The sequence below is a fragment of the Pedobacter jeongneungensis genome (assembly GCF_039538295.1).
Classification (GTDB): domain Bacteria; phylum Bacteroidota; class Bacteroidia; order Sphingobacteriales; family Sphingobacteriaceae; genus Pedobacter; species Pedobacter jeongneungensis.
This window is the reverse complement of the sequence record NZ_BAABBY010000001.1, coordinates 462,482-484,862: the sequence shown is the minus strand read 5'-3', so window position 1 is coordinate 484,862 and position 22,381 is coordinate 462,482. Positions and strand designations below refer to the sequence as shown.

The following is a 22,381-nucleotide window of genomic DNA, read 5'->3' as shown; positions in this document are numbered from 1 at the left end:
ATAGAATTTTGAGTGAGTGAATGGTTATAACAATCTTTCATTTCGAGTTCTGTCATTAGTTATTTTTATCTCTAATATTGAATGATAGAATTTTGAGTGAGTGAATGGTTATAACAATCTTTCATTTCCAGTTCTGTCATTAGTTATTTTTATCTCTAATATTGAATGATAGAATTTTGAATGAGTGAATGGTTATAAATAATCTTTCATTTCGAGTTCTGTCATTACTTATTTTTATCTCTAATATTGAATGATAGAATTTTGAATGAGTGAATGGTTACTCGTACATTTCCTACTCTCTAATTCAATAATTTTCTCATTTAATCATTTATTATTGCTTACTGTTTTTCTTGCTTTAGCAACAATTGCCAAAATCTCATTTGCTTCTTTTAATAATGGTTGCGCTTCTACCGAATCTGTAATTTTAGACTCTGTTAAAATTTCAATCCAAAAAGCTGTTTCATCAGCCTCTTCAACTACTATGCTCAGCTTTGCATAAAACTCAGCTTTTGATCTACTTCTACAGGCTGCTCTGTAATTTGCTCCAACTGAAGATGCAGACCTAATAAATTGCCTACCTAATATTCTTGCTTCTTCGGTTTTTGGAAGAAATTGATAAAATTTAATTGAATCTAAAACAAACTTTTTTGTCCTGGCTTTTATCGCTGTTACAAAATCCACTTTGCTTACATTTTCCATCGTTTATTAATTTAAATTTTAACTTTAAAAACTTTGGGATGTTTTATTCAACTATTCTATCACTCTCTGACTCAAAATTCAATCATTAATTATGCTATCGCCGGAATCTCTCCAACGATTATTTTATTATTTGTTTTTTCTTCTTTCGTAGTCAGTTTTGCATTTTCTTCTACATCGCGGCTTACGCTCAAAATGATACCGAAGGCCACACTGGTAAAAATCATTGATGTACCGCCCATACTTACCAGCGGAAGCGGCACCCCTGTTACCGGGCCCAAACCTACAGCTACGGCCATGTTTGCAAAGGCTTGTATGGTGAGGCTGAAACTCAATCCTGCAGCCAGCAACGCCCCGAAAGCCTTGGGTGCCCGGGTTACGATCTTGATACATCGGTATAAAAGCACCAGGTATAGTATCATGATTACAATTCCTCCCACCGTTCCCCATTCTTCAATAATAATGGCGAAAATAAAATCGGAATACGGGTGTGGCAGGAAATTGCGCTGTGTACTATTACCTGGTCCTTTACCAAAAACACCACCAGTAGCTAAGGCAATTTTTGCCTGATCTGCCTGGAAAGTTTTGTCTGAATGCTGCATTTCGGGATGCATAAATGTATTAATACGCGACATGTATGTTTTTCTCCTTGGGCCCAAAAAGAAAACGAACAATAGCAGCACGAAGCCGCCCGCACAAACAATGGCGATCTGTTTAATACTGATCCTGCCGATAATTAACAGCAAAATACTTACACCAAACAGCATTAAGGCTGTAGATAAGTTGGCCAGTGCGATTAAAACAAACACCACACAAACCGACCCCATAATTGGTATAAATGATTCTTTTACGTTTTTAATATTTTCCTGCTTTTTGGTAAGCATGCGCGCCAAAAAGGTAATTAATGCCAGTTTCGCTAAATCGGAAGTTTGAAATGTTAATCCGATTACGGGAATTTTAACCCACCTCGAAGCATCATTTAAATTGGTACCGAATATAAGCGTATAAAAGAGCAAGGGAATGGTTACAATCATTAAAACCTTCGAAATACCGGCATAATAGCGGTAATCGAGCAGGTGGGCAATGTAAATCATCCCGATACCCATCAGCACAAAAATAAGGTGCTTGGTAAGCAGAAGTTTTTCTACGGCTTCTCCTTTTTTATAGGCCAGGGTACCTGTTGCACTATATACAGCCATTACTGATATAAGCGAAAGCAGGATGATGATCAACCAGATCCACCTGTCGCCTTTTGTTTTATTAAGTAACGCCTGAAACATATTTAAGCCTCCTATTATAATTCTCTAACTGCCGCTTTAAACTGGTTACCGCGGTCTTCATAATTTTTAAATAAATCGAAACTTGCACAGGCCGGCGATAATAATACCGCATCGCCCCGTTTGGCCAAATGGAAAGCAATCTGTGCGGCTTCATCTGCAGAAAAGGTGTTTACGATTACGTCAACATCATCTTCAAAAGCATCATGGATCCGTTTATTATCCTTACCCAAACATACAATGGCCTTTACCTTACTTTTTACCAGATCCTTAAGCATGTTGTAATCGTTTCCTTTATCAACACCGCCCATAATCAGCACCACGTCGCTGGTCATACTCTCCAAAGCATACCAGGTAGAATTTACGTTGGTTGCTTTACTGTCGTTGATGAAATCGATTCCAGAAATTTTGGCCACATGCTCTAACCTGTGCTCAATATTTTTGAAATTGCCCATGCTTTCGCGAATGGTTTCATTTCTTAATTCTAAAACTTTCGACACGATGCCTGATGCCATAGAATTATAAATGTTGTGCTTGCCCTGTAAGGCTAAATCTGAAATAGACATGGTTAGTTTGTTATTTGGTTCTGTAAGGATATGTATTGTAGTTTCTTCTAAATAAGCACCAGTTTCAACTTTTTTTACAATTGAAAATGGATAGGTTTTGGCCAGAGGTTTGGTTAATGCAATGGCTTTTAAACTCTCTTCGTCATCGGCACAGTAAATGAAAACATCTGCTGCTGTCTGGTTTTGAACAATGCGCATTTTTGATGCGGCATAATTTTCCAGTTTATATTCGTAACGGTCTAAATGATCTGGCGTGATGTTCAGCAAAACCGCGATATCGGCCTTAAACTTGAACATATCATCGAGCATGAAACTCGAGATTTCCAAAACGTAGTATTCGTAATCTTCTGTAGCCACCTGCGCGGCAAAGCTCTGACCAATGTTGCCGGCCAAACCCACATTTAAACCTGCATTTTTTAAAATGTGATAGGTTAATAAACTGGTGGTCGATTTTCCGTTCGAACCGGTAATACAAATGGTTTTGGCATCGGTGTATCTTTTGGCGAACTCAATTTCTGAAATCACCGGAATTCCTTTCGATACCAATTTTTTAATGATCGGTGCGGTTGGCGGAATCCCCGGACTTTTAATTACTTCCGTAGCATTTAAAATGAGTTCTTCGGTATGTTGTTCAGATTCAAAAGGAACGCCTAGTTTTTCTAAAGCAGATTTATATTTATCGGTAATTACACCATAATCGGATACAAAAACATCAAAACCTTTCGCCTGAGCGAGTTTTGCGGCGCCCACTCCACTTTCGCCGGCACCAAGAATTACCACACGGCCATGCCCTGCCATTGCTGACGTAGTATTGACTGATGTAGTATTATTTGTGCTCATTTTTTTTAGTATTGAGTGGTGAGTATCAAGTATCAAGACAGCAATACCACCACGTTTATTTTTTTATTATTTTCTTTTTTGCTTTTTAGCTTTAGTTTTTTTCAACATTTAAACCTTCAACTTTTCAACCTTCATCCTTTAACCTTTCAACCTACCTTAATTTCAACGTCACTATTGTCATAATTGCGAGCATGATTCCGATGATCCAGAAACGTGTTACAATTTTGGCTTCGTGATAACCTTTCTTTTGGTAATGGTGGTGCAAAGGCGACATCAGGAAGATCCTTCTTCCTTCGCCGAATTTCTTTTTGGTATATTTAAAATAAGATACCTGCATAATTACCGACACCAGTTCGACCAGGAATATTCCACATAAAATCGGGATCAACAGTTCTTTACGGATCATGAGCGCAAATGCGGCAATGATACCACCAATGGCTAAACTTCCGGTATCGCCCATAAAAATCTGAGCGGGGTAAGAGTTGTACCAAAGGAAACCAACACATGCCCCCACAAATGCACCTGCAAAAATCATCAGCTCTGCAGAATTAGGGATATACATGATATTGAGGTAATCGGCCATTATCGTATTGCCCGATACATATGCCAGAATACCAAGTGTTATCCCTATTACGGCCGAGGTTCCGGTGGCGAGGCCATCAATACCATCGGTAATATTTGCCCCGTTGGATACCGCTGTAATAATGAATACCGTAAATGCCAGGAATATGATAAAAGCATATTTTTGATAATCGCCACCCAAAAATTTTAACACTTTGGCGTAATCGAACTCATTGTTCTTATAAAAAGGCATATTGGTTTTGGTCGATTTTACGTCCTGGGTATAATAAAAAGTTTCACCTTTCTGGCGCAATACCATTGGCACAGAAGAAGTATTTTTCACATTATCCTGAACAGTTTCCCTCACCACAATATTCGGGTGGAAATACATGGTTGTACCAACAATCAATCCTAAGCCAACCTGACCAACCACTTTAAAACGACCTGCTAAACCTTCTTTATTTTTTTTGAAAACTTTTATATAATCATCTAAAAAGCCAATTGCCCCCATCCAGATCGTGGTGATGATCATCAAAATCACATAGATATTAGAAATATTGGCAAATAGTAAGGTAGGAATCAAAATGCCCAACAGGATAATAATACCACCCATTGTAGGGGTACCCTGTTTTTGCATCTGGCCTTCAAGGCCCAAATTCCTTACTGTTTCGCCAACCTGTTTTTTATGCAAAAAATCGATTAGTCTGCGACCATAAACCGTGGTAATGATCAGCGATAAAATAATAGAAATGGAAGCACGGAACGTGATGTACTGGAACAACCTCAACCCGGGGATATCGTAATGCTTATGCAGGTATTCGAATAATAAATATAACATTAGCTGATTGGTTTTAATTGTTCAAGTAAAATTTCTTTATCATCAAAATGGTTCCTTACGCCATTAATTTCCTGGTATTTCTCATGTCCTTTACCTGCCACCAAAATAATATCTCCTGGTTTTGCCAAATGGCATGCAGTTTTTATGGCTTCTTTTCTATCTAATATGGATAAGGTTTTACGCTTATTGGTTGGTGAAACACCTTCTTCCATTTCGCTGATGATCGTTTGCGGATCTTCGGTACGCGGATTATCAGATGTTAAAATCACTTTATCGCTCCAATCGCAGGCCACCTGGGCCATAATCGGCCGTTTGGCTTTATCACGATCTCCTCCGCATCCGATTACCGTAATCACCTGCTCGGTTCCTTTGCGGATATTGGCAATGGTACTCAACACATTCTGAACCGCATCCGGCGTATGGGCATAATCAACAATACCTATAATTTTATCAGCCGAAGTGATATAATCGAACCTTCCTTCTGCACCCGATAAACGGCTTAACAAGGTCAATACCTTTAATTTATCCTGCTCCAGCAAAACTGCTGTTCCATAAACTGCCAAAAGGTTGTAGGCATTAAAAGAACCCACCAGTTTGAAATAAACATCTTCGTTATCGATATCTAAATGCAGACCACTGAACTGATTTTCGATAATTTTCGCTTTAAAATCCGCTAGTTGCTTTAGCGCATAAGTTTTTTTATACGCTTTGGTATTCTGCAGCATCACCATACCGTTTTTATCGTCGATATTGGTTAATGCAAATGCAGATTTAGGTAAACCATCAAAAAAGGCTTTTTTAGCTTTCAGATACGCATCAAAGGTTTTATGAAAATCCAGGTGATCATGTGTGATATTTGAAAATACCCCGCCTGCAAATGTCAATCCCTCAATACGGTGCTGTGATACCGCATGAGAACTCACTTCCATAAAACAATAATCGCAACCTGCATCAACCATCTGCCTTAACAGTTCGTTCAATGCAATCGGATTTGGCGTGGTATGCGTTGCGGTAACTACGGTATCATTGATGTAATTTTCTACCGTTGATAGCAGTCCGGTTTTATAACCTAAATCTTTAAATAATTTAAAAAGAATTGTGGCGATGGTGGTTTTTCCGTTTGTCCCGGTAATGCCGATCAGTTTTAAATCTGCAGATGGATTCCCGAAATAATTGCCGGCCATAATGCCCAGCGCCACCGAAGTATTTTCTACTTTAACATAGGTTACGGTAAAATCGTCAATCTCTGGCAAATTCTCACAAATAATAACCCCGGCACCCTGTTTTACGGTTTGATCAATAAACTGGTGACCATCTGCAACCGTGCCAACTACAGCGAAGAAAACATCATCTTTTCCTACTTTACGCGAATCGAAATTAAGCACATTGATTTCCCTATCGGTTTTTCCAACCAATTCTTTAATCGTTACGCCGTAAAGTAAATCCTGTAATTGCATTTTGTTATTTATTGAATGATTGAATTTTGAATGATTTGAATGCTTAATTGCTACCATGTCATTCTATAATTCTATCATTTATTCATTTAATCACTTATTTTATTGAATGATTGAATTAGAGAATGATAGAATGTGGCTATAGCCTGTAAAACATTCACTCATTCAAAACTCCCCCATTCTATCATTTAATTTAACTCTATCTGTACGCCAACTCCTTTACCCACCTTTGTTCCGGCGATAATGGATTGGCTGACTACTTTTCCTGATCCCAGAACCCTGGTTTTTAAACCTGCATTTCCTAAAAGGTATAATGCATCTTTTAAGCCCATACCTGCAACATTTGGCATTACACCTTTACGCTCGTTGTTTTCCTGAAAAATTGTTCCGGCACTGGTATCTATAATATTGTAATATTCTGATTTTGAGGCAAAAAGTGGTTTAAAACCAAATGCTTTATACACTTTCTGAGTCGCTTTGCTCTGTCCTGCTTTTGTTGGCGGATTACCAGTATTCCCCACCAAACGCGTTGGCATATCGTTGTACATCTGCATATCGCTGGCGTAAATGCGGTCGGCAATTTCCCTGAACACAGGCCCTGACACTGATCCACCGTAATAATCCCCTTTTGGATCATTAACCACCACTATCATTGAATATTTTGGTCTATTAGCAGGAAAATAACCTACAAAAGAAGCCTGATACTGCTTATTTGCCCTATATCCTTTATTTGCATCAGCTACCTGGGCCGTACCTGTTTTACCTGCGATTGGATATAGCGAATTGTAAACGTACCGCTTTCCGCTACCTTCTGTTACCACGCCTTCAAGCATTTTTTTGATCTTACTCAACGTTACATCAGAACAGATTTTATCGTTAATTACCCTGGCCTTAAACTGCTCGATCGGATTGCCCAACCTCCTGATCTCTTTTACAAAAATTGGCGCTACCATTTTGCCGTTGTTTGCCACCGCATTATACATGGTAAGCATCTTTAACGGCGTAAGCTGCATTTCATAACCGTAAGCCATTTGAGGCAGGGTCATATTTTTGTTCCAGCTTTTGTTAGATTTTGGATTCTTTACCGCCGGCATCGCTTCCCCAGGAATCTGCAAACCCATTTTTTCATTCAAATGCCAATCATATAAATGATCAGTAAACTTTATAGGGTTAGCACCATATTTACTGTTAATCAAATATGCAATTGCTGCATTTGAGGATTGTTCAAATGCTTTTTTAACAGTTACCACACCGATGCTTCCGTGAGAATCTTTAATTGTATGACCAGGGATTTTATAGGTACCCGTTCCAACCATAGTATTGGTATCCACCAATTCATCTTCCAGCAAAGCCATATATGAAGCCAGTTTAAAAGTTGAGCCCGGATCCTGGTTACCCGCAATGGCGTAGTTAAACTTTTCCTTGTACACTCCCTCTTCTACTTTGGAGAAATTGGCTACCGCACGGATTTCGCCTGTAGCCACTTCCATCACAATCACCGCACCATGGTCTGCCTGCGATTTGATCAGTTGTTTTTCCAGGGCACTTTGTGCTAAATCCTGCATGTTCACATCAATGGTGGAGATGATATCAGCACCATCTTTTGGCGCTACTTCAGCCTCTTCGTTAACCGGTATATAAACACCACCTGCAATACGCTGCATCAATCTTTTTCCGGTTTCACCGTTAATATATTCTTTATAAGCACCTTCTAAACCTACGCCATTTTTAACATTTTCATTTTTGTAACCAATGGTACGGGCAGCCAGAGCCTGAAAAGGAAGAATACGCTTGTTTTGCTGAACGGCGATTAAGCCCCCGCTAAATTTACCGATGTTGTATAACGGAAAAGACCTGATGGTTTTAAGGTCAGCATAACCCACTTTACGGTGAATCAATAAATAACGGGCACTATCCTGACGGCCCAAACGCAGGTATCGGGCATATTCTTTAGGGGTTTTATCTTTAAAAAGTTCCGAAAGTTTATAACCCAGCGAATCTACTTTCTCGTTAAATAACTTATCATCGGCAATACCACCGGCAAACATATCCATGCGCAGTTCGTATTCAGGTATAGAGGTAGCCAATAAACTGCCATCATTAGAATAGATATTTCCGCGGGTAGCCTCTACATTAACGTAGCGTGTAGAAAGGCTATCTGCCATAGCTTTCCATTTTTTTCCCTGTACAAACTGCACCTGACCGAGGCGTAAAAACACCGCGAAAGCAAAAAGCACAATTAAGCCAAATGCCAGATATACACGAAGCAAGATGTTTGCTCTAATATTCATCGCTTTTAACAATTATTTTTTTTGGTGGTTCAATCAGTTCTTTTATTCCAAGGGTATCAACCTTTTTGGCAACCTCTGTTAATTTGCTTTTAAACATCAGGTCGGCCTTTAGCGATTTATACTCCCATCGTAATTCTTTTACTTCTTTATTTAATTTATCAATACGGCGAACATTGTTTACCGCGAAATGACTGTTGGCAATGTACACCATTCCCAAAAGGGCTAAAAAACACAAATAAGGCAGCGCATCAGTTGCCGCCTCTTTACTTACTAATCCATCATTAAAAAGCTTGCTGATAAATGAATTACTGTCCATTTTTTCTTCAGCAGTTTTTGGCCGCTTGGGCTCAGCCTTAAGCTCTGGTTCGGGCCCAATCTCTTCTTCCTCTATCTCTTCCCTAAACCTGTTCATATCTTTTCTGCAATTCTAAGTTTCGCACTGCGGGCCCTGTTATTCTGAGCAATCTCCTCATCAGTGGCAATAATCGCTTTGCGTGTAATTACATTAAATGGCTTTTGCTGATTTCCGAAGAAGTCTTTTTCTACCTCGCCCTGAAATTTACCTTTAGCCATAAAGTTTTTTACCGGCCTGTCTTCCAATGAATGGTACGACATCACCACCAAATGACCGCCGGGCTTTAACACCTCAGCCGCTTGTTGTAAAAAATCTTCAAGCACCTGTATTTCAGCATTCACCTCAATACGCAGCGCCTGAAAAACCTGCGCCAAATATTTATTTTCTTTTCCTTTCGGGATATAAGATGCAATAGCCGATTTTAAACTGTCGATATCAGTAAAAGGTTGCTCCAAACGCGAAGTAACAATGGCACGAGCTAATGATTTTGCATTTTTCACCTCACCATAAATCCCGAAAATTTTATGCAGTTTATCTTCCGTATAGGTATTTAATATTTCTGCAGCAGTTAAATCGCGGTGCTGATCCATACGCATATCGAGATCAGCGTTATGACGGATAGAAAAACCACGTTGCGGCACATCAAACTGATGCGAGGAAACACCAAGATCGGCCAGGATACCATCTACCTGCCTGAAACCTTTTAAACGGAGGTTATTTTTTAAGAAACCAAAATTCTGATCGATAAAAATAAAACGGTCATCCTGAGGAATATTAGCCTGCGCATCAGGATCCTGATCAAAAGCTATCAGTTTACCTTTTGGGCCGAGATGTTTTAAAATTTCTTTCGAATGACCGCCGCCACCGAAGGTAACATCCACATACACCCCATCAGGTTTAATATTTAAACCATCAATACAAGGCTGCAACATTACAGGAACATGGTAATTATTCGCCATCTGCGCCTCCTTTCTTATCGCCCATTACTTTTTGAGCAAGGCTTGCAAAATTGGCCGGAACATCATCAAAAATATCTTCGTATGATTTTTTGTCCCACACCTCGATACGATCCAACTGGCAGGCCAGCACCAGATCGCTACCAATACCAGCATACTCTACCAAAGATTTTGGCAAAAGCACACGGCCGGCAGCATCAAGCGAAAGCTCGGTTGCCCCACGGGTGAAAGCCCTCACAAAAGCACGGTTTTCCTGATCGTAAATATTAAGCTTGGCCAGATCGGCCACAACAGCATCCCAAACTTGCTTAGGGTAGATCACCAGGTTTTTCTCAAAACCACGGTTAATAATGAGCCCATCATTCTCGGCATTAGGCAATTGTTTCTTAAGCGCAGCAGGTACCATAAGGCGGCCCTTTGCGTCAAGTTTACAATCGAATTCTCCTAAAAGTTGGGTCATAGTGGTATCTACACTTTTTATCTAGTGTAAAAGTAAAGAGTTCTACCACTTTTTACCACTTTTTACCACAAAAAAGTTTTCCACATCCTTTTTGTTACATTAAGGGCGTCACAATATACTCAGAATAAACCAATCAGCACACCTTAAAACCCATTAAACACTGATAACTAGCCGATTAAAAAATTTTATTATAAAGTGTCACGCCTGCCCATTTTCGCCCATATTTTTCGGATTCTGACAGAAATGCACTCATTTATAGCATTTAAAAGGTGGGAGATCTGCCCATTTTTCGTTCAAATCTGATCTCTTTTTAAAAAAAGCAGTATGCTTTAATCATCGTGTAAATTCAGAACGATTACGCAAACGTTTGACCGGTATTTTGTCTTTTTTTATTAATTGTTTATCTCTAATTTGGATAAATAACCAATACAAAACCTTACAAATGATAACCAAAATTCTAAAAATCTCACTCCTATTAAGTATCAGTTTTTCAGTCTGCTTCTCGCAGGAAGTAAAGCCAGGCAACCTTTCTTTAAATCATATTATCCCAAAACCACTATCGGTAATTGCAGCTCAGGGCAAATTTGAGCTCAAACCCGGTACCACATTTTATTATAGTAAGGATGCATGGGCACCTACAGGTGTATTTACCGCATTATTAAAAAAGAGCACCGGATTAAATTTTAGAACAGCAGCCTTAATAGAGGAAAAACAGGGTGTATTTTTTATCACGTCAGACACTTTAAAGAGTTTGGGAGAAGAAGGTTATCGGTTAAAAATTAGTCCGCAATCTATTAAGGTTTATGCCAAAACAGGCGCCGGTATTTTTAATGCGACGCAAACTTTAAGGCAGTTATTGCCTGTAGCTATTGAAGGCAAAAAGACCAATAAAGCAAACTGGACTATCCCCTGTGGTGAGATTACTGATAAACCACGCTACAGCTGGCGCGGATACATGCAGGATGTGAGCCGCACTTTTTATGGCGTAGATGTAATGAAAAAATATATGGATGTGATGGCGCTTTACAAATTAAATGTGCTCCATTTGCATTTAACCGACGATCAGGGCTGGAGGATCGAAATCAAAAAATATCCTAAGCTTACTTCAGCAAAAACAACGGTTTTCGATGCAAGCTCAGATCAACCTGCAGAAAGAAGTGGTTTTTACACCCAGGATCAGATCCGCGAACTGGTTAAGTATGCCGCAACTCGAAATATCAGGATCATTCCGGAAATTGATGTTCCGGGACATTCGTGGCCAACGGTGCTCGCCTACCCTGAATTGGGCGTAAACCAAAACCACAAGCCGGATTATATCTTTCCGTTTTTAGATTCCTGGTCGCACTGGGGCAATCAATTCACGCCAAATACTCTGGATCCGACCAATGAAAAGGTTTACGAATTTTTAGACGGTGTTTTTACTGAACTTGCTCAATTATTTCCTGCAGAATACATTCACTTTGGTGGTGATGAAGTACGCCATGTGCTTTGGGAAAAGGAACCACATGTGCAGGCTTTTATGAAAGAGAAATCGTTAAAAAACACCAATGAGCTTCAAAGTTATTTTGCAAGCCGTGTTTCGGCCATTATCAAAGCAAAGGGTAAAAAACCGATTGGCTGGAACGACATTTTAAGCGATAAGAAAAACCTGACGAAAGAAACCGCAATCATGTCGTGGCTGGGCGATGAGGCGATTGCCGATGCAGCTAAAAATGGTTTTTATGCGGTGGCTACGCCTACTGATCCGTTTTATTTTGATATTACCCAGGCCGACCGCAATGACGGTACCATGACTGATCTGGCTTATGGCAATATCAATTCGATAGAAAAAGTATATAATTATGAACCAGAAACGGGGTTAAACGATGAAGAATCAAAATTTGTTCTGGGTGTGCAGGCCAACCAATGGACAGCGATAACCCAGGAGCTGAAAGATATGAATGTACAAAATTTCCCTAGGCTTTTGGCGCTGGCTGAAATTGGCTGGATCCCTAAGGTAAATCGTGACCTGAACCTATTTAAAGATCGTCTTAATTTAAACCTGAGCCGTTTAGATGCGCTAAAAATTGACTATTATAAACCTGGCGGATATATTACGGGCAAATGGAAACCTGAGGAGCTGACCAATGATTATCAGAACATAGAATGGGATGTAACTAAAAAAACATATGCCAACGGGCGGATTATTGCAGGCTTTTATTATACCAGTGGGGCTAATTTTATGGAAATTAAAAAAGTGGAGTTGCTGGAAAACGGAAAGGTTGTAGTTCAGGATGAACATATAGGAATTGCTGATAAATTTAGGGGAACACATAAAACAAAGAGCTTCTTGTACCATTTACAACTGAATAACTATAACCCTAAAGCAAAATACACGTTACGGGCAAGTGTAAAAGGCATTAACGGCACAGATAGCAAAGGAAATTTCACTTATAATTTAAGCCCGTTTGATCGGTTGAATGTGATAGAGCCGAGGTAGAATTCACATCATTAAGGGCGAAATGCAACGTAGTAGAGAAATATCTCGAGGTAGATCTCTCCGTTGCGCTACGCTTCAGTCGAGATGACAACCCTTTGAGACATTATCACTTCACAGCGATCCATAAACTTAACCCAAATAAACATCAACTTATTTAGACTGATTAAATATAATTTGCATCAATGCATATAAAACGATTTCTTTGTAATGTAATACCTTACAAATTAATACAGCGGTTAACTGCGCTCTAAAATGAAATCGGAAACTAATTCTAAAAGTTTAAACTGGGCAAAACATCAGAAAAGATGGTTTGGCAAATGGCATTTATATATTGGCATTATTGCCGGGGCAATTGTTGCTTTTATTGGTCTTACAGGTAGTATTCTTGTTTTTCAGGATGAAATTGACCGGGCCCTGAATCCGGAACTTTTCGAAGTAGTGGCCCAGAAACAAAAAATGCCTGTTGAGGAAATCGTGCCCTTAATCAAAAAGAATAACCCTACATTAAAAATAGATTACCTGTTCCTTGGCGAAGTAAAAAATCTCAACGAGGCCTATAGCATTACCAACTTAAAAACTAATGAACAAACCTTTATCAATCCATACAATGGAAAAATAAGTGGGAAAAGAATCTATACCAGTTCTTTTATCCGCATAGTGACCGAACTGCACAGAACGCTCCTTATTCCTGTCGCAGGCCGGTATATCTGCGGTTTGGCATCACTTTGCCTGTTAATTTTAACCATTTCGGGCCTGCGTTTATGGATTCCAAAGAAATGGAAACAACTAAAAGCAGTACTTACCGTAAGGTTTAGTGGTTCGTTTAAAAGACAGAATTACGATTGGCATAACTCATTGGGTTTTTATTCCTCTCCTATTGTAGCCATATTAAGTTTAACCGGGTTTTCCATTACTTTTTCTACTTTGGTAATCCCGTTATTGTTTTTATTGAGTGGTAAATCGCCGCAGGGTGTTGCCAAATTGCTGGGCGCAAAATCGGCATGGCATGCTCAGGCGGTTCCGCTTCCGCTTAAAGATATTGTTGCCGCAGCAAAAGAAAAAATGCCAAACGGCTACATAGGCGGTATGGCTTTTCCGGCAGATAAAACGGGTACCTATCGCATCGATGTTGTAAGCGGCAATTTGCCCAGGGTTGGAAAAAGGGAAATGTTAATTGTTGATCAATATACCGGAAAAACTTTATTAAATAGCCGCAAGGATTTTCCAAATGTGGGTAATGCCTATCTGAGTTGGTTAACCCCGATCCATTACGGTAGCTTTGGAGGAAGGCCAACGCAGGTAATCGCTATTGTTGCGGGTTTAATGCCGCTTGCACTTTTTATTACGGGATTTATTATCTGGTGGCCGCGTTATAAAAAACAAAAGAAGGGAAAGAAAAAGCAATTGGTACTGGATGGGCAACCGGAAACTCCTGTAGCTGAAAAAGAACTAAAACCCGCGAAAATTAGATTACCATTGCCCAAACTGGGAAGGTATTTTATTATCCAGTTTAAATCGGGTTTTAAGTATGCCGGGATAATTCTTGCAGTCAGTTTTATAATGGGTGCATTATACGGACTTCCATCAGGTATTATTATACAGCCGGCCATTTTTGTGGTGGCATTTAGCTGTGTAATGGTTTGCCTGAATTTTATATGTGCTTTATTATCTGAAATATTTAATATTCTTTTTTTACTTCCTTTTAGAAAAGGTAGCCATAAAGTGACCAGGTATTTTGCATTATCAACCGCTTTTTTAGTTTGCTATTTAGCTGTTTATATGCTGCTGCTGAATACAGGATTTGAAGTTTTTTAGTGTAATTCTGGTGTCAGATGGTAATATCTGACACCATGATTCAATTCGATTATTTCGCGGGAGTAATCACAATTTTTCTGAATTCGACAGGCGCGTGATCCCCCTGAAGATAAATCGGGCCAGGTTCGCCTTCTTTACTATCCAATGCCCCTCCGGTAATTCCGGGAATTTCCTGGTTACTGATAATGGTTTTGCCATTGGCTACTACGGTTACCAAACGGCCAATCAGGGTGATATCATAAGTTTGCCATTCATCCGGACCTAAAGTTACCATTTCGTTTGGAGCCAGAAACCCATAAACGCCACCGAATAATACGCTGTTGGGGTGTGCATCTTTTGGACTGTCTTCAATCTGCACTTCATAACGGCCTCTTAAATAGATCCCGCTGTTTCCTCCTTTTGCATATTTAAATTCAACATGAAGTTTAAAATCACTATACTTTTGTTCTGTAATCAGGTTTGATCCGGATTTTGGGCTGGTTAAAATACCATTTTTCACAATCCATTGATTTTGTCCGCTGGCTTTCCAACCAGAAAGATCTTTGCCATTAAAAAGATTGACCGGCTTGCCCCATGTTGTCGCTGTTGTTCTTTTTAGATAAGGTGCCTTAATACCTTTCCAGCTGTATTGTTTACCATTGCATTCGGTCATGGTGCCCTTAATACCATCATCTGTTAAACTTCCCTCCATAATTAGGTTGGCTGTACCGCTTTCCCATTGAGGCGGAATTTCGAATTTAAACTTATCGCCGGTAAATTTTACTTCGGCAACCGGACGTGCACTTCCTGCAGTAGATACAAAATAACCCACCAGTGTTTTTACGCCAGAGAGTTTAACTTCGAGCCAGGCCGGTGCCGGTTTTCCATTTATATCGACGGTGATGTCCCATCGGCCAATCAGTTCCTTAGGCTCAGCAAGCATCTGGATGTGAGCAGGTTTCACTCTTTTTGCTGCAAATGTTTTTTCAGTTATGCCGGCCATCAGCAAACAGCTCAGGCATAACAAAAAGGCTTTCTTTCTCATAGGTTTAATATTTATTGGGTAGTTTATTATTTCTTAAGCCATCTCATTATTAATTTGATGCCTGGTAATGTTAAGAAAGGTAAAACTTATTTTGATCAGCTGCAAGTATCTGGCAAAATGGGTGAACTGAAATTTAACCAACAAAAAAGCCCTTACAGAATTTTATCTGCAAGGGCTCTTTATATCAGGATTTCCGTTTAGCCGTTAATGGCTTTAACACCAGGTAATTCTTTACCTTCCATATATTCAAGCAAAGCGCCACCACCTGTAGAAACGTAGCTTACTTCATCTTCTAAACCGAATTTAGCAATCGCTGCAGCAGAATCGCCACCACCGATTAATGAAAATGCACCATTATCTTTAGTAGCTGCCACAACTGCGTCTGCAACTGCTTTTGTACCTACCTGGAAGCTTTCCATTTCGAAAACACCCATCGGACCGTTCCACAATAAAGTTTTAGAGTTTTTAATTACATCCTGGAACAATTCAACTGATTTTGGGCCGATATCCAGTCCCATCCAATCTGCCGGAATCTGACCTGATGTTACGTCTTTTTTATCTGCATCATTTGCAAAACGATCTGCAATTACGGTATCAACAGGCAAAATCAGGTTTACCCCTTTGGCTTTTGCTTTTTCGATCAGTTCTAAAGAAAGTTCCTGTTTATCAGCTTCTAATAATGAAGTACCGATTTCGCCACCCTGTGCTTTGGCAAAAGTATAAGCCATACCACCACCGATGATCAGGTTATCTACTTTATCTAATAATTTTTCGATCAGAAGAATTTTATCTGATACTTTGGCACCACCCATAATGGCAGTAAAAGGTCTTTCAGCATGGTTCAGGATTTTTTCGGCATTTTCTACTTCCGATGCCATTAAATAACCGAAGTATTTTGCATCAGGGAAAAACTGCGCAATAATTGAGGTTGACGCATGTGCACGGTGTGCTGTACCGAATGCATCGTTTACATAAACATCACCTAATTTTGATAATTTCTCTGCAAAAGCAACATCACCTTTTTCTTCTTCTTTATAGAAACGAAGGTTTTCTAATAATAAAACTTCACCTGGTTTTAAATCAGCAGCTTGTTTTACGGCACTTTCGCCAATACAATCATCCGCAAATTTAACTTCAACACCGGTTAAAGCAGATAAATCAGTTAGGATGTGCTTTAAAGAATATTTATCGGTTGGTCCATCTTTCGGACGGCCTAAGTGCGACATTAAGATCACTGAGCCACCATCTTTTAAAATTTTAGAAATGGTTGGCAAAGCAGCCTTGATTCTTTTATCATCGGTGATTTTAAATTCATCATCCAAAGGCACATTAAAATCTACCCTGATTAAGGCTTTTTTATCTTTAAAGTCGAACTGGTCAATTGTATTCATGTTAATTATTTTGATTTAAGTTTAATTTCATTTCGTAATGGAAACCGATACCCGGGATATCAAATTCTGGCGATTCGGTAGTAAAACCGATCTTTTTGTAAAAGGCGGCGGCGGTTGAACGGGCATTGCACCATAAATAATCGGTATTGTATTCTTTCAGGTATTCGATGGCAAAAGTAACCAAGGCAGCGCCATAGCCTTTCCCCCCGGCATCGGGATGCGTTGCCATGCCACGAAGCTGGTAGCCTTCGCCCTCTTCCGGAAAAAAATCATTCCGCATAAAAGTAGCGATCGATTTGATCTCTCCGTCTTTTAAAAAACCAAGGTGAAAGGTATCGTAGGCGGTATCGCCATCAAAAACACACTGTTCTAATGGTTTACCATTGCGTAAAACCAGGCTTCTTAGAGGTAGAACTTCTTCGGGAAGAATAAATTTAACCATATTTTCTTTATCAATCAGCTTATACCTGAACTCAGGATAGTGCTATAGAGTGCGCCGCAAACGTTTGCAAAGTTAATAAAGCAATTGAAACCCAATAATAATAATGGACAGAAAGTGTTAACATTTTGGATAGATAAGCCATCTGACAAACATGTAATGGTAGCAGAAACAACTAAAATTAAGATGATGGCAAACAGACCTCCAGTGTACTTTGTTGATAACTACAGTATATGTAATGTATTATCTAAACAGGATTAAAGTGAAAGAAGAAAACATCAAAACAACAGCCAGAATACTACTTGGGGCAGGTTTAATTGCCGCCGGAATTGGTCATTTAACTTTTGCCCGTAAACCTTTCCGGGCACAGGTACCAGATTGGGTACCGCTAAAAAAGGACGATACGGTAGTTTATTCAGGTTTAGTCGAAATTGCATTAGGCACCGCCTTAGTAGTTACTCCTAAAAAATATGAAGATACGGCAGGCAAAATTGCTGCTGGCTTATTTGTTGGTGTGTTTCCGGGGAATATTTCTCAATACACCCATAAACGCAGTGCTTTTGGGCTCAATACTGACGGTAAACGTTTTTTACGCTTGTTTTTTCAGCCGGTATTGGTTTACTGGGCATTAAAATCTACAGAAAAATCTAAAATCAGGCTTTAGAAAGCATATCGATTTTTTTCACTACATCGATTAAACGGCTGCTGTAACCATACTCATTATCATACCAGCCAACCACCTTAACCAGATCGCCAACAATAGAGGTTAACAGGGAATCGAATATGCACGAATGAGGGTTATCGATAATATCGACAGATACAATTGGATCTTCGGTGTATTCGAGCAGGTTTTTCAGTTCATTATCTGCAGCTGATTTAAAGGCTGCATTAATTTCTCCGATGGTTGTTTTCTTTTTTAAAAGACAGGTAAAATCGGTTAAAGATCCGTTTAAAACCGGAACCCTGATGCCTGCACCGCCTAATCGGCCGTCAAGCTCCGGAAAAATGTGCGTAATGGCTTTTGCGGCTCCCGTTGTAGTTGGAATAATGGAAGAAGATGCTGCCCTTGCCCTGCGGAGGTCTTTATGGTTGGCATCGTGCAGGTTCTGATCGCCCGTCATCGAATGGATGGTAGTGATATAGCCTTCTTCTACCCCCCAGTTATCGTTCAGGATTTTGATCATTGGTGCAATGTTATTGGTTGTACAACTTGCATTGGATAATATAGGGCTTTTCAGATCAATCTGATCATCATTAACCCCCAACACCACCATCGGAATATCATCTGCAGCCGGTGCTGAAATGAGAACCTGCTTAGCTCCTGCTGTAATGTGCTTTTCGGCCGCCTGTCTGGTTAAATTTTTACCGGTACAATCGATCACCACATCCACCCTCAATGCCGACCAGGGTAATTCACCGGCCTCTTTTATGGCAAATACGGGGATAGAAAGCTCACCGATCACCAGTGCATCTGGTTTAGCCGAAACTTTATCAGCAAATACACCATGCACCGAATCGTACTTAAATAAATGGGCCATTGTTTTTGCATCTGCCAGATCGTTAATTGCCACCACTTCGAATCCCTCAGCCAATGCCAAACGTAAAAATGTTCTTCCTATTCTACCAAAACCATTTATTGCCAGCCTCATTTATCTTAAAAATTAGAGCGCAAAATTAATATTTATTTATGAAAGCAAAGCCCTTATAATGTAAGATGGAAAAGACATGATAAAAGTGTTTAAAAGGGTGCAAATTTGAGGTAACGGCTGAATTATTTCTTTGCCTTTTGTAATAAACTTAGTGTGAGCACGCTATTAAAAACCATACAAATACCGATAATCATCAGGATTAAAACAAAGTTTCCCAAATCCTGTAGTGCAATGGTTGCAGCAAGAATAATAATGTTAAACCCTACAGTGGAAACAACAATCAAACTTGGCTTTAAGCCCAGTTTTTCTAAACGGTGGTGAATATGATTACGGTCGCCCCTGAACGGCGATTTACCTTTTAATATCCTGATGGTGAACACCCTTAACGAATCGAATATAGGTACAATCAGTATCGATACTGCAATTGCAGGTGCAGAATAAAAGGCCGGGTGATTTTTGCCTGTAAACTTATTAAGTTCTATAAATTTAATAGCCAATGCGGCAGAAATAAGACCAATAATAAGTGCTCCGGTATCTCCCATAAAAATCTTCGCCGGGAACCAGTTGTATTTTAAGAAACCACCGATGGCCCCTGCCAGTGCAAAGGCAATGAATGCGTAAGGAATCTGTCCCATTAACAGAAACAGCACCCCAAAAGTTAAACTGGTAAAAATGCCTATTCCACTTGCCAGGCCGTCTATACCATCAATCAGGTTAAATGCATTGTTTAGAAAAATAATCAAAGCAATGGAAAACACGCCTCCCCAGATGGGTGCCATATCTCCAATACCTAGTACACCGTACAAGCTGGTTAAACGAAACGCGCCAAAAAACACAAGTATAAAGGCCACCACAATTTGCAGAACAAATTTAGTACTGGTATTGGTTCCGTAAACATCATCTTTTAACCCGAGGGCGGAGAGAATAATGCTGGATGCAATTAAAAAGTTAGCTTCTTTAAAGTTAATGATGGAGGAAAAAAGAAGAATACTGATGGTAAAACTTCCTACAATGGCCAAACCACCCAAACGGGAAATATTACGCTTATGGGTTTTTCGGTGAAGATCGTTTTTATCGAAAAGCCCATATTTTAATGAGGTATAAATTACACTCGGAATACTTAAAATTACAATGGAAAAAGCCAGTATAAAAATGGCAAGATAGAAATAACTGGGATGGGTATTTAGTACACGCTCTAACAAAACTTGTGGGACTTAAAGCAAATATAACTATAGTAGTGTTAACTAAATGAAAGCAATAAAGGTTTTACATGATAAATATCAAATTTCAGAACGCCCTATACTACTAAAACTGGCTGATTTTAATTAGTTTCTTTTTAAGCAAAACTAAGAGTGCATTTGATAAGTTATTCCTTCTTAGTGCCTTGTAATCATTTATAAACGCATAAAATCTGCTTTTTAAAGATTGATTACTTACCCCTCCCATCCGCATATTGACCATTAATACCGGCAGGTGTACCGCTTTAATTTTATGGGTATAAAAATAACGTAATATAAGTTCGTAATCTGCTGCTGTGCCTAAATCGAGGGCGTAATCTCCATACTTTTCAAACAAAGTTCTTTTTAAATATAAAGTGGGGTGGGCAGGCATCCATCCTTTTTTAATTTCTTCAGCTGTTGTTTGTCCTGATCGCCATTTCCTTACTATTTTGTTTGTTATGGGGTGAATGTAATCCAGATCGCCATATACTCCATCTATTGCCGGATTAGTTATAAATGTTTCTGCTACTGAAGCGAGTATATTGGAGTCTGCAAACATATCGTCTGCATTTAATATTCCGATAATATCACCAGTAGATTTTTGAATCCCTTTGTTAATGGCATCGTAAAGTCCCTTATCTTGCTCTGAAACAAAATAATCGATATCAGACCGGTTCCGTTGAATGATGCTGAGTGTCTGGTCCGTCGATCCCCCGTCGATGACAATATATTCTATATCAGAATACGTTTGTGCAATCACCGACTTAAAACATTCTTCTAAAAATGTTTCACCATTATAAACTACAGTGATCAGGGATATTTTCATGTTACCAAATGGGATTCTTTGGCTTTCTTGTTGGGATGAAGGCAAAAAACTGAGGTAAATATAAGAAAATACAATATCAACCCGGATGATATTCAATCAAAATTGCTACGGTTTATTTCTTCTTCTGATTACGAATATACCGAATATGCTTGCAGCGGCGCCAAAGGTCCAGGAGTAATCGTCGAGGTTGCATTGAAGAGTTGGTGTATAGGTAACCAAATCACCATACACACAATTTGTGCATACAGCAGCTAAACCCGGCAAAGACACAGATGGACTTCCATAAACGCAACCACCACTAGATTGAACACTGACATTACTTGCCCAACTTACTGTACAAGAAACATTCGTGCTAATATTTGGATTTAAATTATATACATACGACCCTAAAGCCAAACTTAATCCACCACCTAAATCAACTCCTAACAAATATTGTGTAGAACTGGTATATATCAAGTTTCCACCTGATACCTTACACCCGGTAACAGTTCCTTGAGCAAACGCCACTGTTGAAGCTAGAAAGATAAAAACCAAAAAGGCAAGACTTTTCATGTATCATTTTAATAGTGATACACGAAGTTACTGTGGTTATGAACTACAAACTACGTTCGTTTTGTTCAATAATTTGAAACATAAAGACTTATCTCCAGATGTTATCCTTTCTGTCTTACTTTCCAAAAGCCAAAAAAGCCCAATGGTAAAAGCATAAATATCATACTCTGATCCAGTGGAAGATTGTTAGCAGGGGGATTACAAGGAATAAGCTTAGCTGAAAAGATATCATTTAGGCCAGAATATGTTCCTCCAGAAGAGATAACTTTACATTTACCAGCATAACCATACGGATCCTCTACTGTACAGGAAACATGACCAATTGCCGGATTATTATAATCATAATTGATTGGGTAGCTTTGGGAGTAAGAATAGAAATAAACTATATTATAGGGATCGCTATTATCTTGACCTGCAGGGATATCGTAAAGTCTGCCACTGATAACACACCCGGTAACATCAGCAAATGAAAACTTCGGAAGGATAGCGAAAAAGGACAAAAATAAGATTGTCCAATTAAAAAATTTCATAAAGAGAAAGACGAATTAATGGTATTTTTTCAAACCAAATTGTTTTAATTCCTGTCAACTCTAAATGAATGCTCTGAATCTAAATGTCCTTTAGTTAAGAGAAACAACAAACTAACAAAAAGTAAAATATCTGTATTATTTATTTTACAAAAATAGATTAAT

Annotated in this window: 20 protein-coding genes; 3 read left to right on the top strand and 17 right to left on the bottom strand. The window is 39.1% G+C overall.

The annotated features are described in order from the left end of the window. Positions 1-324: 324 nt before the first annotated feature. From ABD769_RS02095 to mraZ, 9 genes are all read right to left on the bottom strand, one after another. On the bottom strand, positions 325-699 hold the full coding sequence (locus ABD769_RS02095) for a four helix bundle protein (RefSeq protein ID WP_344848976.1): 375 nt from the start codon (positions 697-699) through the stop codon (positions 325-327). Between the two features lie 89 nt (positions 700-788). After that, complete coding sequence (locus ABD769_RS02090; RefSeq protein ID WP_344848974.1) at positions 789-1,976, bottom strand: FtsW/RodA/SpoVE family cell cycle protein; 1,188 nt, start codon at positions 1,974-1,976, stop codon at positions 789-791. A 14-nt stretch (positions 1,977-1,990) separates the two neighbouring features. After that, positions 1,991-3,379, bottom strand: coding sequence for a UDP-N-acetylmuramoyl-L-alanine--D-glutamate ligase (gene murD, locus ABD769_RS02085; RefSeq protein WP_344848972.1), 1,389 nt, complete (start codon positions 3,377-3,379; stop codon positions 1,991-1,993). Positions 3,380-3,530: 151 nt separating this feature from the next. Beyond that, positions 3,531-4,778, bottom strand: a complete 1,248-nt coding sequence (gene mraY, locus ABD769_RS02080) for a phospho-N-acetylmuramoyl-pentapeptide-transferase (RefSeq protein ID WP_025144491.1) — start codon at positions 4,776-4,778, stop codon at positions 3,531-3,533. After that, positions 4,778-6,235, bottom strand: coding sequence for a UDP-N-acetylmuramoyl-L-alanyl-D-glutamate--2,6-diaminopimelate ligase (locus ABD769_RS02075; protein WP_344848970.1), 1,458 nt, complete (start codon positions 6,233-6,235; stop codon positions 4,778-4,780). Before ABD769_RS02075 ends, mraY begins: the two co-directional genes overlap by 1 nt. A gap of 185 nt (positions 6,236-6,420) precedes the next feature. Next, positions 6,421-8,523 carry a penicillin-binding protein gene (locus ABD769_RS02070; protein ID WP_344848969.1) on the bottom strand — a complete coding sequence of 701 codons (2,103 nt, stop codon included), beginning with the start codon at positions 8,521-8,523 and terminating at the stop codon, positions 6,421-6,423. After that, entirely contained in the window at positions 8,513-8,935 is a 423-nt protein-coding gene (locus ABD769_RS02065; protein WP_344848968.1) for an FtsL-like putative cell division protein, read from the bottom strand. Before ABD769_RS02065 ends, ABD769_RS02070 begins: the two co-directional genes overlap by 11 nt. Beyond that, positions 8,932-9,837 (bottom strand): 16S rRNA (cytosine(1402)-N(4))-methyltransferase RsmH, encoded by a 906-nt coding sequence (gene rsmH / locus ABD769_RS02060; RefSeq protein WP_344848966.1) that lies wholly within the window; start codon positions 9,835-9,837, stop codon positions 8,932-8,934. Before rsmH ends, ABD769_RS02065 begins: the two co-directional genes overlap by 4 nt. Then, positions 9,827-10,294, bottom strand: a complete 468-nt coding sequence (gene mraZ / locus ABD769_RS02055) for a division/cell wall cluster transcriptional repressor MraZ (protein ID WP_025144486.1) — start codon at positions 10,292-10,294, stop codon at positions 9,827-9,829. The genes rsmH and mraZ overlap by 11 nt, the downstream gene beginning before the upstream one ends. A 442-nt stretch (positions 10,295-10,736) precedes the next feature. Here mraZ and ABD769_RS02050 point away from each other — a divergent pair, with 442 nt between their 5' ends. Continuing rightward, complete coding sequence (locus tag ABD769_RS02050) at positions 10,737-12,773, top strand: beta-N-acetylhexosaminidase (RefSeq protein ID WP_344848961.1); 2,037 nt, start codon at positions 10,737-10,739, stop codon at positions 12,771-12,773. A 252-nt stretch (positions 12,774-13,025) separates the two neighbouring features. Continuing rightward, complete coding sequence (locus ABD769_RS02045) at positions 13,026-14,588, top strand: PepSY-associated TM helix domain-containing protein (protein WP_344848959.1); 1,563 nt, start codon at positions 13,026-13,028, stop codon at positions 14,586-14,588. Positions 14,589-14,637: 49 nt separating this feature from the next. On the opposite strand, the gene ABD769_RS02040 is transcribed toward ABD769_RS02045, so the two are convergent. The 3 genes from ABD769_RS02040 to ABD769_RS02030 all read right to left on the bottom strand — a co-directional run bounded on the left by ABD769_RS02040 (position 14,638) and on the right by ABD769_RS02030 (position 17,445). After that, positions 14,638-15,612, bottom strand: a complete 975-nt coding sequence (locus ABD769_RS02040) for a 3-keto-disaccharide hydrolase (protein ID WP_344848956.1) — start codon at positions 15,610-15,612, stop codon at positions 14,638-14,640. Positions 15,613-15,809: 197 nt separating this feature from the next. Beyond that, positions 15,810-17,003, bottom strand: coding sequence for a phosphoglycerate kinase (locus ABD769_RS02035; protein ID WP_344848954.1), 1,194 nt, complete (start codon positions 17,001-17,003; stop codon positions 15,810-15,812). Position 17,004: 1 nt separating this feature from the next. Then, on the bottom strand, positions 17,005-17,445 hold the full coding sequence (locus ABD769_RS02030; RefSeq protein WP_344848952.1) for a GNAT family N-acetyltransferase: 441 nt from the start codon (positions 17,443-17,445) through the stop codon (positions 17,005-17,007). Between the two features lie 259 nt (positions 17,446-17,704). On the opposite strand from ABD769_RS02030, the gene ABD769_RS02025 reads away from it, so the two are divergent. Further along, complete coding sequence (locus ABD769_RS02025; RefSeq protein ID WP_344848950.1) at positions 17,705-18,106, top strand: DoxX family protein; 402 nt, start codon at positions 17,705-17,707, stop codon at positions 18,104-18,106. On the opposite strand, the gene gap is transcribed toward ABD769_RS02025, so the two are convergent. The 5 genes from gap to ABD769_RS02000 form a co-directional block, all read right to left on the bottom strand. After that, the gene (gene gap / locus ABD769_RS02020; RefSeq protein ID WP_344848948.1) at positions 18,096-19,091 is read right to left on the bottom strand and encodes a type I glyceraldehyde-3-phosphate dehydrogenase; all 996 of its coding nucleotides are present in this window, start codon (positions 19,089-19,091) and stop codon (positions 18,096-18,098) included. The two genes, ABD769_RS02025 and gap, sit on opposite strands and share 11 nt — an antisense overlap. Positions 19,092-19,213: 122 nt before the next feature. Next, positions 19,214-20,293: an MraY family glycosyltransferase gene (locus ABD769_RS02015; protein WP_344848947.1), complete on the bottom strand. Its 1,080-nt coding sequence runs from the start codon at positions 20,291-20,293 to the stop codon at positions 19,214-19,216. Between the two features lie 103 nt (positions 20,294-20,396). Further along, positions 20,397-21,137 carry a glycosyltransferase family 2 protein gene (locus ABD769_RS02010; protein ID WP_344848945.1) on the bottom strand — a complete coding sequence of 247 codons (741 nt, stop codon included), beginning with the start codon at positions 21,135-21,137 and terminating at the stop codon, positions 20,397-20,399. A 105-nt stretch (positions 21,138-21,242) separates the two neighbouring features. After that, positions 21,243-21,689, bottom strand: coding sequence for a hypothetical protein (locus tag ABD769_RS02005; protein ID WP_344848944.1), 447 nt, complete (start codon positions 21,687-21,689; stop codon positions 21,243-21,245). 101 nt (positions 21,690-21,790) lie between these two features. Then, positions 21,791-22,219, bottom strand: a complete 429-nt coding sequence (locus ABD769_RS02000) for a hypothetical protein (RefSeq protein ID WP_344848942.1) — start codon at positions 22,217-22,219, stop codon at positions 21,791-21,793. Positions 22,220-22,381: the final 162 nt, after the last annotated feature.